Below are 14,119 nucleotides of genomic sequence, written 5' to 3'. Positions count from 1 at the left end.
TTCTTGATTATCCAGCAAAATAAAAGGACGTTCGACTTCCATTTTGTGTCGAAATGACTTGTAGCTGTGCATCGATTCTTTCTTTCAATTCCGGCACATGGGAAATTATCCCGACCAATCTCCCGGTGCTTTGTATATCCATTAATGCTTCAATCGCATGATCAAGAGATTCAGGGTCGAGCGTACCGAAACCTTCATCGATGAACATCGTTTCGAGTGAAATTCCGCCAGCATTCTGCTGGACAACATCTGCAAGACCCAAAGCAAGTGCAAGGGATGCCTTAAAGCTCTCGCCTCCCGAAAGGGTTTTGACATGCCTCTCATGTCCTGTATATTGGTCATACACAGATAACTCCAGACCGCTCTGGATATTCCTGCGTGTAGGATCAAGCTTTCGCAACAGCTGATATCTGCCGCTTGTCATTTTCAGTAGCCTTGAATTGGCTTCTTTTAGGATATCATCTAAAAAGGCTGCTAGTACATACCGTTCAAAAGTTATTTTGAAGGAGTTTTGACCTTTGGAAATCTCAGACAGATGACCGACGATACTGTACCTTTCATCTAAACTTTTCTGATCTTCCCTGATTTGCGCCAATTTCCCATCGATTTCTTCGTTAGTCCGCATTTCAGCCTGTAATTCATTCTTATTTTGGCGTAACGACTCCAATTCTCCATCTATGAAATCGAAAGTCTTTTTCAATCCTTCAAGATCTGGTTTGGTCACATCTTTTAATTTCACTTCCAAATCATGAAACAGACTTAAAACACTTTGCCAATTTTGATTATACTGCTGTACTTGGTCCTCCAAATTTCCAAGAGCCGCTTCCGATTTTTTTGCTGCCGTATATTCTTTATAATTGGAAAAGCCTTGATTGGTCATATCCGTAATTAACTTTTCTCGTTCCTCTTTCAATTCTGTATTTAAAGCCTCTATATTTCCACTTAGGGATTCTTTTTTGGCAATGATGGCCGATTCTCTTTCCTTCACCAGTTGAAGGTTTTTTTGTGCATCTTCCAAGGCCGATTGTAAGCGTCTCTGTGTTTTTACAGCCATTTGATAAGCTGCATCATATTCTTCCTCTGTCCGTATTCCGTCTGGCAGGGAATCGGTTAATCCTGTTAGTTTTGTAGAGTTTTCAATATACCTGGTTTTCCCTTGGTCCTCTTTTCTTTCTAAAGAGATCAGATTCTCCTTTAGCTGGGTTGCTTTCTCTTTTAATTCCAGCAACCTTCTTTCCAGATCATTTAATAAAGACTTTTTCCGCATCAATTCTTTAAGCTGCTCTTGCAGCACTTTTCCTTTTTGTACAAACTGTATCAAATGCTCATCAATATCTTCATACTTAAACTCCGGCAAGTCATTTTGTAAGTCACTAAGCTTTTCTTGTGAAGACTCTACGAGTGCATCATATTTGGATTTCGCTTGATAATATTCACTTTCCGCTTGGCTTTTTTGTTGTTCTGCAGTTTTTAGCTTGTTTTCTTGATCTTTCAGTTCCAAATCCGTCGGCATATGCTCATGCATTTGCGCAGGTTTTGGATGACTTTGTGAACCGCACACAGGACAATTTTCCCCAGAGTGCAGCATGGAAGCCAGCATACCCGCTTGGCCGGATCGCCAGTTTCGGTTCAGGGTTTCCAGTTTTCCCTTTTCCTGAATTTGTATTCTTTGTAACTCTTGGAACCGATTATTCTTTTCATCCAGAACTCGTTTCGTATTCTGGATTTCATAATGAACTTCTTGAAGCTTTTTAATTTTCAATAACGATTGATTATTTCTTTCTGCTTCAATTTCCTGATCACGATAAAGAACAGCCGCTTTTTCCGCTTCTGTTTTTTCTTGAGCGACTTTCTCTGCTTCCGCTTCAATCGACAGATGTTCCGAAACAGTTTTTTCACGAAGCTTTTTACTGGCATGCCACTCTTTTTCATCTAGAGTAACCTGTGCTTTTAAGCTTGCAAAAGTCATGACAGCCTCTTTTACCTGCTCAAGCTGATGAACAGCTCGGACTGCCTGCTCTCTTTGATTTTCCTTCAACATTTCCTTATCATAGGAATCCTGCTTCTCAATGCGCTCAGCCCTTAACTTCTCGGTCTGCTCACTTAACTTTTGAAGTTCGGCATTCGCATCTTGTACTTGTTTGCCAATTCGCAAATAGTATTGTTCCTGCTTTTCAAGCGAAGCCGCTTTGTGTGCCATTTTTATTTGGACTTTCACTTGTTCCATTTCTGGCAGCTTTGCTTCAAGGGCCTCCTTTTCTTTTCGCAGTTTTTCTTTTTCCGAAAATCGATTCAATAAATCGGCAGCTTTTGAAAGTTCTTGATTTACTTGATCACGAGCTTTCTGTTTTTCCTGTATTTGTTTATTTATATACTCACTTTTTTCTGCGGCTTGCAAAATGACTTCCTGTAACAACGGTAAGACCTGTTGTTCATTAGGCTCTTCCCCTTGTATTTGTGCCTGTAATTCTTCATGATTGCCAGGCTGGATGCCTTTCATTAATTCAATTCGCCGCTGAGCACTTTTTTCACTTTTCTTTCTTAGGTTGGAAGCCTCTTCTTTTAATTTTTCTTCTATTCGTTTATAAAGTTCAGTATGAAATAATTTCTGGAGAATCTGTTCTTTATCCTTGCTGTCGGAAGTTAACAGTTTTCGAAATTCATTCTGTGGAATCATCAGGATTTGCCGGAATTGATTAGCGTCAAGTCCAATGAGCACTTTGATTTTTTCTTCAACTTCTCGTACATTTGCTCCCAGCAATTTTTTTCCTTCGGCCAATATCTCATATAATTCAGCCTTTGCTCCAACCGTTGTCGTTCCTTCACCTGCTTTTTTCTTGCGTTCCTGCTGCGGCGACCGGGTCACCAAATACGTTTTTCCACGCAGGGTAAATTGTAACGAGACTTCCGTCAACAAATCATCATCGGCAAACTGACTTCGCAAATCTTGCCCGGTTCGATCTTCACCGCTGGCTTTTCCATATATTGCAAAACTAATCCCATCAAATATCGTTGTTTTCCCTGCGCCTGTCTTTCCAGAAATGACAAACATGGTCCGTTCTCCAAGGGATTTAAAGTCAATGGTTTCCCTTCCTGCATATGGTCCGAATGCCTGCATCGTTAAAATATCCGGTCTCATTTCAAAGCCTCCTCTTTCTTAACAGCCTCAATTACCGAAACCATCAAATCCTGCTTTTGGGAATCAAAGTCCCGATCTGTCATTTCTTGATAAAACGTTTCAAACAGGTCCAATTCTGATTTCCGTTCATCTTTTACAGAAGAGAAGGATTTTTTTCTTCTAAGGTCAGTCAAATCCCATTTACGCTCTAGATGTAGTACGTTCGGATATATCTGGCGCAAGCGGTTAATAGGATCGATGAGTGCCCCCTCATCATTCAGTGTTATTTTTAAATAGTCATCCCTTTTTTGCGATTGATAGAAAGCGGGATCGAGTAACTCTTCCATAACTCCGGCTATTTCCCTCAAATCGAACTTGGGTGCCAAAGAACGATAGCGTATATCAAAGCTTCCATCTTCTTGCATATCGACGATGGAAAGAGATTTATTCTGCTTGGCCTCAGAAAAGGAATATTTTAATAGTGATCCAGAGTAAAACACCTTAGGATGACGTATTGCGTCTGGACTATGTAAATGCCCAAGTGCCGTATAATCGAACGCAGCGAATAAGTCTGATGAAACACAGCCAGAACCACCTACCGACAAGACCCTTTCCGAATCGCTCGTTTTTCCGCCTAATACAAAAGCATGTCCTACGAAGACATTCGGCTCATCCTTATTGAAATTCTCGGCAATCGTTCCGGTTATCCGCTTCATCGCTTCTTGATGGGAATGGATACTATCATCTTCAAAAAGATGGCGGACCGTCCCAGGTTCTGCATATGGAACACAATAAAAGTTCACGCCCTTGATGCGAACCGGCTCACATGTTTTTGTCAATTTCCCATGAATGTATAACTGACTATGACGATACCATGATGAACCGAATGCGAGTCTTTCCGCAGAATCATGGTTTCCCGATATCGCAACGATCGGTGTATTCATTTTCACATTAATCGTATAAAGGATTTCATCAAGAAGCTCCACCGCTTCAGTCGGCGGAACGGAACGATCATATAGATCACCGGCAATCACAACCGCATCCGGTTTTTCCTCTTCGACAATTTCTATGAATTGCAAGAGTGCATGCCTTTGGTCATCTGTCATATGTACCCCGTGAACGATTTTCCCTAAATGCCAATCAGCCGTATGGATAAATTTCATAGTTTCACTCCGTCCTAATTTTTACTTACTATTATTATATCAAAAATTTAACGAATAGCATGGTTTGGGTACAAACGTTCTAATTTTTACCACACTGACCCATTCTTTTGAATGATTCAGAATAAAAAAAAGCAAACTCCAAGGAGTCTGCTTTTTTCATCATTAGCTGAATAAGTGTTCATATGGACCCATATTCACTTTTCTTTCAGCTAATTTTTTTTGTAAAAATTTATGGTCACGTTTTGGTGTGGCAATGATATAGCCGCGTATCACTAAATCTTCCGTAATATCGCCCGCTTTTTCCTTTAACGCCAACTCTCCGATTTTTCCCGCGATTTTATGACGTGCAACATCACGAAAAAGTTCTGGCACAGGGCTCACTAAATCTTCCAGTAATTCCTTTTGCTGCTTTGACCATAAGTGCTTTGTTTGGTCCAAATAGTATTCTTCCCAATCCATATCGGATTTCCCATCTTCTTTGGGAAATCTTTTCAGGAACTTTCGAAACATGAAAAAGCCACCTATGCTCATCAATATAATTAAAAGGGCTACCCAAAATAGAATAAACCATAAAAACCATCCACTAAGCAAAGTACCACCTCATATGTATAGAATGATCGTCACTATTATTATAGACAGTAACCCATATCTTTACAAGACTGGCAATGTAATCATTCCTGACCGTTCACTTCCAGCAAGACGAGCGAAAAATCCCCCACCGCATTTTCTTCATATAGATTCGTGACCGAAGTGGCATAGTTAAAGATCTCTGCACGAAACTCCTCGTTTGACTGTGGAATCTTTAAATCAAATACCATTTGATAAAGCAGTGTTGTAATATCATGATATTCACTATGTGTAACCTTGAAATTGAAACTGACTTTTCTGATTTCCTTACCTTCAGAATCCTTTACAGTTTCACAAAGAAAATCAGTAACATGCAGTGGAACATCGTTTAAAATGACCTCGTCTACCATTATCAACATCTCCTTAATAAAGTGGTTAAAGACATGTTATCACTAGAAACTTTCAGCGCCAATTATTCAACCTTGAAAAAATAAAAAAAACGTGCACAGGAGCACGTTTTCTTCAAATCAATTTACTTTCCCTTTTTCACGATTATACGCCATTTAGCGTCATCGATTTGCTCAAACTCTGTGATTTCATGACCTTCGGTAGCAGCCCAACGCGGAATGCTCTCCGTTGCTTGTGTGCAATCGAAATTAATGATCAATTCCTCTCCTTTTGCCATGTCCACTATCGCTTCTTTTGCTTCCACTAAAGGGAATGGACATACCATTCCAGTCGTTTCCAATACTTTTGCCATTTTTATTCCACTCCTTGATTAATAAATTTTTGACCCGTATCTTAGGCCGCTTTGGATGCAGCCGCTGTCTGCTTTTGCTTACGGATAATCGTGAAATAAGTGGCTGCCCATGTACCCAGCAGGAAAAAGACAATCGCGATCCAACCCTGCCATGCAAATAGAGCCGAGTTCACCAGACCATTTCCGATTGTGCATCCCCCGGCAACACTTGCACCGAAGCCCATGGTTACACCGCCAATTGCATTATTACGTAACGTTTTCATATCAGGCAAACGCCAACGGAATTCCCCGCTCCCTTTGGCAGCAATGAAAGCACCGAGGAAAATACCCAATACTAAAAACGTACCCCAATCGATTAACGCATCATCTCCTGTTATAAGGAAAGTTAGAATGTTCGCGGAAGGCGCTGTGATTCCAAGTCCGAACATTCTGCCTGTCATTGCACTTAGCGGCCATGCCATGATTGCAATAAGGCCCACCAATAATGCTGTAACAAAGGGATGCCACCGTTTCTCGAATAAAATGTGGGCCAATCCCGTTTTTTTCGGTTTCATTTTAAAGATTGGAAGTTTCGGTTTTCTCCATTCACGAATCACCAATAGGCCTACCAAAAGTGTCACAATAATCACAAGCACCCATGGCGAAACATTTAATGTTTCATGAATATACGTATCACTTGTGCGATAAGATAACAGATTATCTCCAGCCACTTTCCATACACCATATTTCGTCATAGCTGCCCCTAGCATATATCCAAAAAGGGCAACCCAACTTCCGATCATGCCCTCTCCGGCACGATACCAAGTCCCAGTGGCACAACCTCCTGCCAGAACCATACCTATACCAAAAATAAAGCCACCCACGATTGTTCCCAGCCATGGAAAACCATCATTTCCAAACTGAATGACCCCTGTATCCTTCAAAGCATAAACCCCAATACTTTGTATCGCTATAACAATAAATGTAGCTAAGAACATCCGTCCATCTTTAGCTAAAATCAAATCACGATATGCACCAACAACACAGAAACGGCCTCTTTGAAGCACAAATCCCAGCAGTAAACCACAAATAATCCCGAACATAATCATTTGTAACATAAACCGTTTCCTCCTTAAGTAAAATAATAATAATACTAATATAATATAATCCGGATAAAATTACTAGGTTTTAGGGTTGATTTTTTTACCCGCAAAATTCCCAGGCAAATGAAAAACCTGAGTCATCATGAATATCGACTCAGGTTTTTGTTTGTCCCTTTGATTAAATTCTACAGTACATGTATCACACCATGCTACTTCCGCCGAAACTGGCTGCTTTAACTTTCTTATATTGGTAAAGCATGGCAATTCTCCACGGAACGATCATCGCAAAAGCAAGTAAGAAAAACATACCGCTCAATACACCGATTTCAATCGTGCTTCCCAGCATCAGTTTTGCCACCAGTCGAATCACCATGAGACCAATCAGTATGAATATGAATGCTTTAGAGCGCAGAATATAAATTTTTTCATCTCTAACTTCAAATTTAGATGTTTTAATCAATAAGATGGAAAATAACATCCCTGCAACAAGAGCTTCCAACAATTCGTATCGAGTCACCCTGAACATTGGGAAAATAAACATCAAAGCACCCGTACTCATAAACAGCGGCGGTAAGATGATTTTCTTTTCATTCACTGGTTTTTTCGTTTCCTTCATCCGTAATATGAAAACACCTATAGCCATCACAATCGCTATACCTGTTGATATATATATCATCTCTAAACCATCCCTTTAAACTAAAAATAGGTAAGTACCAATAAAAATTATATATGACTTCGATTTATAAACAAAGTATATATTACCTATTTGAGATAAACAAGGAGAGTCTTATTAATTACGCGCCCTTTTGATGTCATCCAATACCCTGCCCTCGTCAAAAGGCTTGACGATAAAATCTTGCGCCCCGGCTTCTATAGCCTCGATACCCATTTTTTGCTGACCCATGGCAGAGCAGATTATAACCTTTGCAGCCTGAAATTCCTTCTTAATTTCTTTAACGGCATCCAGCCCTCTCGTGATTGGCGACATGGTAATATCCATCGTTACCAGGTCAGGATTCAAATTGAAAGTGTCATTCCCATATACTTAGCATCACCAACGATTAATATTCGGTCCATAGCCGTTCCTCCTCATTCAAACAACAGCATGCATAAGAAATGTAATGAAAAAAGAAAGAAATGACACACCATATTCAAATAGAATATTATTGAAAAAATAACTTATTATGGACTAAAACCCCGTAAAGCCACCGAATAGTCTAGACAGGACTGCAATTATTTTGGTCATCCAATTAAAAAACAAAATCACACCCATTCCTATCATTAAATATCCGCCAATCTTCATGATGTATTGGCTGTACTTTTTGATCCATTTCAATTTTCCGACAAAGAAGGATAATATGAAAAACGGTATGGCAAATCCTAAAATATAGGCAGTCATATAGCTCATGGCAGCACTAGGATTTGTTGCACCCAGTGAAATGACAGCACCTAATAGCGGACCTGCACAAGGGGTCCATCCAGCGGCAAAGGCAAGTCCGATAAGAATGGAACCTATATATCCGCCAGGTCGGTTCTTAAATTCAAAACGACTGTCTTTCATCAAAGATTTCGGCTGAAAGATTCCTACAATGAATAAACCAAAAATGATAATCAGGATGGCGCCAATCTGACGAATTAATTCTTTGTAATCCGAGAAAAAAGAACCTAGGTATGTTGTGCTAAAACCTATTGCAACAAAAACCAGAGAAAACCCAAGAAGGAAGAATAAAGTATGCAGCATGCTTCTTCTTTGGAGCATGGCGTTCTCGGATTTGATTTCACCAACACTCATACCAGTGATATAAGATAAAAAGGCCGGATATAGCGGTAAGCAGCATGGCGAAATAAAACTCAGAAAGCCCGCCCCAAAAGCTAAAAACATATTAATATCATTCAAATGAGCTCACTCCTATGTATGTCAACCTATAAACATTGTAACAAATAAGATAAAAAAATACATTTATGGAACTGTGAATATTTCATGACAACCAATTACTTATAACTGGATGGGGCGACGGATTAAGTTAACTTATTTGAATTCATTAATCCAAGCCGATATAATTGTTATATTCATACAGATTTTACAACAAACATATAAATTAAGGGTACCTTGAATAAATGTTGGGGCCAGAAAGGAAATATAATGGCTGAAAAGAATGAATTTCTCGAACAGATTGAATTAAAGAGAAATGAACTTATCAAAATTGTCGCTAAAGATGGTTTAAACTCGCATGTTGCCGTTGAATATAGCCAGCAACTTGATCAATTATTAAATAAATATAATGAACTTTTTTATAAAACCGGAACAGATTTTTAACTCAGTTCATCTCCCATTGATAACCACATATGTTATTATATGATTAAATTTGCTGTCAATCTCCCCTTTTTACATACTTTCTCAATTTGAATACTTAGGCATGACCTTTGCTATATAAAAAAACAGGCAAGCGTTTTGTGCGCTGCCTGTTTTCCTGTTTTTACATTTATCATGAGGCATATGAATCAGGTTACAATATCAACATCGGAAGTCGATGCACAGTTTGTCACAACTAGAACAATGGTAGATCCAGCTAAGATGGAAGAACCGTCCGGAACAGAGATCATAAGACTACCTACTCAGTGGCACCTGGAGTGTATGTTATTAAATCCTACATTTTCAGCACCCAATTAATAAACCCCTCATTATGAATGTTTTCGTACCTAATACAAGCAGAACAGTCGCAGGGTATCACCAGTATTCGAGAAAAAACTTGCTGGATCCAATTGAAAGCGTGGTTGGGCCAGTCGATGCGGCAGTCACCTCATAAAATAATCGGTGACCAGTGGATTCACATTGATTACCGAGATTTGTACTTCCAGTTCGGAGCCCTTATAAATAAAATTGGATTCCATATATAATGATCACGAGTAAAAGTGTGAAATTCACGAGTAAATACGCGGAATTCACGAGTAAATCAGCAAAACTCACGAGTAAATGCGCGAAATTCACGAGTAAATCAGCAAAGTTCGCGAGTAAAAGTGTGAAATTCACGAGTATATCAGAAAAGTTCGCGAGTAATAGGTATGTAGCAGGATGGCATTCGTTTGAAGACCCTCATTGCGACAATGACACTCCAAATATTCATGCTGAAGTCCACCTACAGTACGATAAAGGAATGTGTTACGGTTTCTGATTTATTGTTTCACTCCAAGTTAAGCTTACCCTTTTTTTCAAAAAGTTCCCTGTTGAATGAACCTTGGCATAGTATTCGGTAATCCACTATTTCTCTATCAAAAAATTTTTCTAACTATTAGATAAAAAAGCAGGGAAGTGATAACACTTAATAGCATACTTTCGCCTTTTTGAAGTTAATGAATATATCCACTTTAAACCAGATACCTTACATCCTATAATCCATACCTCAATTTTGAACAACCTCTTTGAAGACATCATCCTTATAATAGATGATGAAAAAGAATGTTCATCCCCCCCCATGTATAACTCCATCAAAGGAAGAAAAAACTATCAATGGACTATGGAACTATTCGTTTAAGAGATATCCCTTAGAAATAAAAGGAGTGGTTTTTTCTCCCTATAATACAGAACCCAAGAAATGAAATGTATTTATTTTAATTCATCCGAGAAACATCACCTATCCTCGTTCCTTTTTCCCCAGAGCAATCATTCAAATTAAAATGATAAAATTATGTTTGACAAATCGCTCAAAAAATATTATCTTTAATCAAAGATAAATTAATTCGAGATAACACCCCTTATTTTTTAATATAAATCTCGAATAAAAGATATCTAAATTAAAAATAAAATTCCAGGAGGAATCATAAATGATTGGTATAGGTTTATTAGTTATACGTGTAGTAATCGGGTTATCGTTTGTTGGACATGGAGCTCAAAAATTATTTGGATGGTTTGGCGGTCATGGCTTGAAAGGTACAGGAGGCTGGTTTGATTCGATTGGCATGAAGCCAGGAGTTACCATGGCCCTATTTGCTGGTCTATCAGAGCTTATTGGCGGAGCTTTATTTGCTTTAGGTCTCCTTACACCCTTTGCAGGTATATTAATTGCACTTACAATGCTCGTAGCGATCGTTAAAGTCCATGGAGCAAATGGCTACTGGTCAACTCAAAACGGTTATGAATATAATCTTGCCATTCTTGCAGTGGCTATTGGCGTTGCATTAACCGGAGCTGGCCCATACTCACTTGATTCCTTTCTATTTTAAAGGTATCGCTTAGGTTTGCTAATCCTACATTATAAAAAAACACGGAGTTGGGTAAAGCCACTCCGTGTTTTTACTTTTTCCCCATTGCTCAGAAATTTTTCTATTGGTTATCAAAGCTTATAACTCGAGTAATGGATACTTCGATTATCGTGTTGAGGAAATAGGAACATAGGTTGTCCCATATTTAAATAATATTCTTCCTGTGCATCACTGTTGTACAGGAATTTTCACAAATGAGTTGGAATAAGGCCATTAAAATTATAGAGTACTATCGAATCCTTTTCATTCTGTTCCTCCTCTTCCATGTTGATGTGGATTTTTCACAGGACCAGTGCCTAATTAAAATAAAAATTTCGGATTGAAAACAAAAGTTCCTAATTTGAAAAATATCATGTCTAAAAACTAAAACTCAAACTAAGGAAAAATTACAGTAATAATGAGAATGATCATAACCTCATGTTTTTTTATCTTCGGTGTGTCCTCAATGAATCAAAAGATACCCTATTATAGAATATTCCTTCAGAGACAGTTAAAATGCTCCCATCCTTGAAATCAACTGTACTTGATTTGTCCCTAACCTTTTCCAAAATTCTTAAGATTGGTAAATAGACTCTAGAAACAAAATATGTAATTTATAACAAGATAAACAATATAAATCCCCAAGTGATGACATTATTATTTACTGTTTCATAAACTTTACTTCGATTGATACTTTTGACACCGAAAAACAAGAAAATACAGTAATAAATAGATTAGTTATTAAATGAAAAAGGGGGCGGTCTTATTGATCTGTTGTTAGATTGGGGGGACCCATGTGGCAAATCCTTATTAATTTCATTTTATATCTAGTACTATCAGTGATTTTATTTTTTATCTTTAGATAGTGATTATATGTTGTCTCTTTTACTTATCATTTCTCTACAAATATATTAGCTATTCTGTTAAAAAGAAGATAACACCAGAAAAGCAGCCATTATTGGTTGCACTTCTGGTGTTGAATAGCAGCTTCCTAAGTGCTGTTTAGATAGATTCTCACTCATATAAATGATCCTTACATAAACATAAAACCCCCGGATAAGGAACACTTTTATATGTGTGCCCGTTATCCGGGGTTATTATTTTACAAGTACAATCATTCCATACTGGTTTTAAAAACTAATATGCATTTTTTATTTCAATAAATTTGAATGGTTATCTATCCAATCCCTGGAAACCATCCTGGAGAGTGGATGATCGCTTGCCATAATGGGTCTGGAATATCAAGTTGCTGCTGATTATCTTTGTTTATTTTTGTCACGATTTCAGCTTCCCTGCCTTGTTCCACTTTTTGTACCCATTCAGGATCGATTATGATTTCACGGCCTAACGCGATTAACGGAACCCCGGATTGCAGTGCTTTGATCGCATCATCCGCTGTATAGATGGAACCAACACCAATGATGGGAACTTGATCTCCGATACGTTCTTTTATAATTTCTATCCGAGGTCGGTCAACCTCGGCTCCCCGTCTTGCTTTCGACCAAAAATCCATTAATGAAACATGAAGATAATCCAGATCCTTTGTTACAAGCCCATCAATTAATGCAAGTGTATCATCCATGGTGATTCCAGGTGTTTCCGGCTCCTCCGGTGAAAAACGATATCCTACGATGAACGGACCTTTGGCATGTTCAGCAACAGCCTTTTTCACTTCATCCACAACCGCTAATGGAAAAGTCAGTCGCTTTTCAAGGGAACCGCCCCACTTGTCTTCACGACGATTTGAATGAGGCGAAAAGAATTGCTGAAGCAAGTAACCATTGGCACCGTGAATCTCGACACCGTCAAATCCCGCTTCAATGGCACGTCGGGTGGTTTCACCAAAGTCGAGAATGATCGATTCTATTTCCTTTTCAGATAGTGGACGCGGAACTGCTTTCCCTTCGCCTTCCGACGGGATATTGCTTGCACTGACAACATCGCCATTTACCAATTCCGGTGGAACCTCTCGGCCGCCATGAAAAATCTGGAGAATTGCCTTGGCACCTTTCGCTTTAATCGCTGATGCCAAACGACTTAGACTAGGTATCAATTCATCCTTATCTCCGCCAAATTCCCCATGAAAACCTTTTCCATTAGCCGTCACGTAAGTACATGCCGTTATAACCATGCTTACCCCGCTTGACCGACGTTCATAATAGTTAACTTCGGCGTCGGATACAGTCCCGTCAGGATTCGAAGAGAAATTTGTCATAGGCGCCATAACCAATCGGTTTTTCACTTCTAACTCCTTTCCTAAATTGAATGACTCAAATAATGGTGTATATTTAGAATTCATTTAGTAATCCTCCATTTAGTTACCCACCACGTTGGTTGGATATAAGTCCTTGAATCACAGTACACATCCGCATATTATTTCAATAATCATGCATGCTTTGCGATTAATGCCGAAATGGCTTCTTTTGGCTGGAAGCCAATAACTTGATCTACCTTTTCTCCATCTTTGAATAGAATAAGAGCTGGAATTCCCATCACCCCATATTCGCTTGTCGTATCTGAATTTTCATCCACATTAAGTTTTACGATTTTAACCCGATCACCCATTTCCATATCTATTTCATTAAGCACCGGGGCAATCATTTTACACGGACCGCACCAAGGTGCCCAAAAATCAACCAATACTAAACCTTCCTTGATTTCACTTGCAAAATTATCATCTGTTACATGTTCTATTGTCATGATCATTTCCTCCTTGTATTATTCGAAATATTTATGGTTTTTACTCATCATCTATTTAAATCAAGTTTTGCGATTCTATTTCCCGGAATAAGAAACTCTGATTTCCTGGCATTTAATTTCGGATGGATTTTGATGGATTCCAATTTACCGGATAACTCCATAAACCATGTTTCATCTTTAGAAAGTAACGCCAAATCAATTAAAGCCAAAAGATGATTTTCGTTACTGATTTCTAGATCCGGCAGTTTTTCAGTCCATTTACTCGGAATCCAAATCGATTTTCCAACCGCTTTTTCATTATCACTTTCCACCACATTTACTTTAACGATTTCTCGATTATCACTTACGGTTTCAATGAAACCATGGATAAGTTCCCCATCTCTTGATTTTCCCTGTACCCAATCCCCATTTTTGAACTGAATATTTTTAACCATTTCCTTAACACCCCTTATATGTTCATTTGATATTCAAACTATAGTTATTAACTGTA

14 protein-coding genes and 1 pseudogene are annotated in these 14,119 nt (G+C 38.6%); 2 read left to right on the top strand and 13 right to left on the bottom strand.

Going from position 1 to position 14,119, the window contains the following annotated elements:
- Positions 1 to 7: 7 nt before the first annotated feature.
- From Q8G36_RS22085 to Q8G36_RS22045, 9 genes and pseudogenes are all read right to left on the bottom strand, one after another.
- On the bottom strand, positions 8 to 3,139 hold the full coding sequence (locus Q8G36_RS22085) for an SbcC/MukB-like Walker B domain-containing protein (RefSeq protein ID WP_305161401.1): 3,132 nt from the start codon (positions 3,137 to 3,139) through the stop codon (positions 8 to 10).
- Entirely contained in the window at positions 3,136 to 4,281 is a 1,146-nt protein-coding gene (locus Q8G36_RS22080) for an exonuclease SbcCD subunit D (protein ID WP_305161402.1), read from the bottom strand. The genes Q8G36_RS22085 and Q8G36_RS22080 overlap by 4 nt, the downstream gene beginning before the upstream one ends.
- Positions 4,282 to 4,443: 162 nt before the next feature.
- Positions 4,444 to 4,872 (bottom strand): DUF2621 domain-containing protein, encoded by a 429-nt coding sequence (locus tag Q8G36_RS22075; protein WP_034312903.1) that lies wholly within the window; start codon positions 4,870 to 4,872, stop codon positions 4,444 to 4,446.
- A gap of 80 nt (positions 4,873 to 4,952) precedes the next feature.
- The gene (locus tag Q8G36_RS22070) at positions 4,953 to 5,258 is read right to left on the bottom strand and encodes a DUF3219 family protein (RefSeq protein WP_305161403.1); all 306 of its coding nucleotides are present in this window, start codon (positions 5,256 to 5,258) and stop codon (positions 4,953 to 4,955) included.
- Positions 5,259 to 5,380: 122 nt separating this feature from the next.
- On the bottom strand, positions 5,381 to 5,608 hold the full coding sequence (locus Q8G36_RS22065; RefSeq protein WP_048685981.1) for a sulfurtransferase TusA family protein: 228 nt from the start codon (positions 5,606 to 5,608) through the stop codon (positions 5,381 to 5,383).
- Between the two features lie 41 nt (positions 5,609 to 5,649).
- On the bottom strand, positions 5,650 to 6,705 hold the full coding sequence (locus tag Q8G36_RS22060; RefSeq protein WP_305161404.1) for a YeeE/YedE family protein: 1,056 nt from the start codon (positions 6,703 to 6,705) through the stop codon (positions 5,650 to 5,652).
- Between the two features lie 184 nt (positions 6,706 to 6,889).
- Positions 6,890 to 7,366, bottom strand: a complete 477-nt coding sequence (locus Q8G36_RS22055; protein WP_305161405.1) for a CcdC family protein — start codon at positions 7,364 to 7,366, stop codon at positions 6,890 to 6,892.
- 114 nt (positions 7,367 to 7,480) lie between these two features.
- Positions 7,481 to 7,767, bottom strand: a pseudogene (locus Q8G36_RS22050) (response regulator).
- 112 nt (positions 7,768 to 7,879) lie between these two features.
- Complete coding sequence (locus Q8G36_RS22045) at positions 7,880 to 8,587, bottom strand: cytochrome c biogenesis protein CcdA (RefSeq protein WP_305161406.1); 708 nt, start codon at positions 8,585 to 8,587, stop codon at positions 7,880 to 7,882.
- 246 nt (positions 8,588 to 8,833) lie between these two features.
- Here Q8G36_RS22045 and Q8G36_RS22040 point away from each other — a divergent pair, with 246 nt between their 5' ends.
- Positions 8,834 to 9,007, top strand: coding sequence for an aspartyl-phosphate phosphatase Spo0E family protein (locus Q8G36_RS22040; protein ID WP_305161407.1), 174 nt, complete (start codon positions 8,834 to 8,836; stop codon positions 9,005 to 9,007).
- 552 nt (positions 9,008 to 9,559) lie between these two features.
- Here Q8G36_RS22040 and Q8G36_RS22035 read toward each other — a convergent pair.
- Positions 9,560 to 9,721 (bottom strand): hypothetical protein, encoded by a 162-nt coding sequence (locus tag Q8G36_RS22035; RefSeq protein ID WP_305161408.1) that lies wholly within the window; start codon positions 9,719 to 9,721, stop codon positions 9,560 to 9,562.
- Positions 9,722 to 10,512: 791 nt separating this feature from the next.
- Here Q8G36_RS22035 and Q8G36_RS22030 point away from each other — a divergent pair.
- Complete coding sequence (locus tag Q8G36_RS22030) at positions 10,513 to 10,911, top strand: DoxX family protein (RefSeq protein ID WP_305161409.1); 399 nt, start codon at positions 10,513 to 10,515, stop codon at positions 10,909 to 10,911.
- Positions 10,912 to 12,106: 1,195 nt separating this feature from the next.
- Here the strand turns inward: Q8G36_RS22030 and Q8G36_RS22025 are convergent.
- The 3 genes from Q8G36_RS22025 to Q8G36_RS22015 all read right to left on the bottom strand — a co-directional run bounded on the left by Q8G36_RS22025 (position 12,107) and on the right by Q8G36_RS22015 (position 14,063).
- Positions 12,107 to 13,228, bottom strand: coding sequence for an NADH-dependent flavin oxidoreductase (locus Q8G36_RS22025; protein ID WP_305161410.1), 1,122 nt, complete (start codon positions 13,226 to 13,228; stop codon positions 12,107 to 12,109).
- Between the two features lie 86 nt (positions 13,229 to 13,314).
- Positions 13,315 to 13,629 carry a thioredoxin gene (trxA, locus tag Q8G36_RS22020; RefSeq protein ID WP_305161411.1) on the bottom strand — a complete coding sequence of 105 codons (315 nt, stop codon included), beginning with the start codon at positions 13,627 to 13,629 and terminating at the stop codon, positions 13,315 to 13,317.
- A 47-nt stretch (positions 13,630 to 13,676) separates the two neighbouring features.
- Entirely contained in the window at positions 13,677 to 14,063 is a 387-nt protein-coding gene (locus Q8G36_RS22015; RefSeq protein ID WP_305161412.1) for an IDEAL domain-containing protein, read from the bottom strand.
- Between the last annotated feature and the right edge of the window lie 56 nt (positions 14,064 to 14,119).

The sequence above is a fragment of the Peribacillus frigoritolerans genome, assembly GCF_030676415.1.
In the GTDB taxonomy this organism is placed as follows: Bacteria; Bacillota; Bacilli; order Bacillales; family DSM-1321; genus Peribacillus; species Peribacillus frigoritolerans_A.
Note: the sequence above shows the minus strand (reverse complement) of the source record. Positions and strands in the feature narration are given on the sequence as shown.

Coding starts and splice junctions, on each gene's coding strand:
- Q8G36_RS22070 (WP_305161403.1), bottom strand. CDS start 5,258: ATGGTAGACGAGGTCATTTTAAACGATGTTCCACTGCATGTTACTGAT.
- Q8G36_RS22015 (WP_305161412.1), bottom strand. CDS start 14,063: ATGGTTAAAAATATTCAGTTCAAAAATGGGGATTGGGTACAGGGAAAA.
- Q8G36_RS22055 (WP_305161405.1), bottom strand. CDS start 7,366: ATGATATATATATCAACAGGTATAGCGATTGTGATGGCTATAGGTGTT.
- Q8G36_RS22025 (WP_305161410.1), bottom strand. CDS start 13,228: ATGAATTCTAAATATACACCATTATTTGAGTCATTCAATTTAGGAAAG.
- Q8G36_RS22065 (WP_048685981.1), bottom strand. CDS start 5,608: ATGGCAAAAGTATTGGAAACGACTGGAATGGTATGTCCATTCCCTTTA.
- Q8G36_RS22040 (WP_305161407.1), top strand. CDS start 8,834: ATGGCTGAAAAGAATGAATTTCTCGAACAGATTGAATTAAAGAGAAAT.
- trxA (WP_305161411.1), bottom strand. CDS start 13,629: ATGACAATAGAACATGTAACAGATGATAATTTTGCAAGTGAAATCAAG.
- Q8G36_RS22060 (WP_305161404.1), bottom strand. CDS start 6,705: ATGTTACAAATGATTATGTTCGGGATTATTTGTGGTTTACTGCTGGGA.
- Q8G36_RS22080 (WP_305161402.1), bottom strand. CDS start 4,281: ATGAAATTTATCCATACGGCTGATTGGCATTTAGGGAAAATCGTTCAC.
- Q8G36_RS22085 (WP_305161401.1), bottom strand. CDS start 3,139: ATGAGACCGGATATTTTAACGATGCAGGCATTCGGACCATATGCAGGA.
- Q8G36_RS22030 (WP_305161409.1), top strand. CDS start 10,513: ATGATTGGTATAGGTTTATTAGTTATACGTGTAGTAATCGGGTTATCG.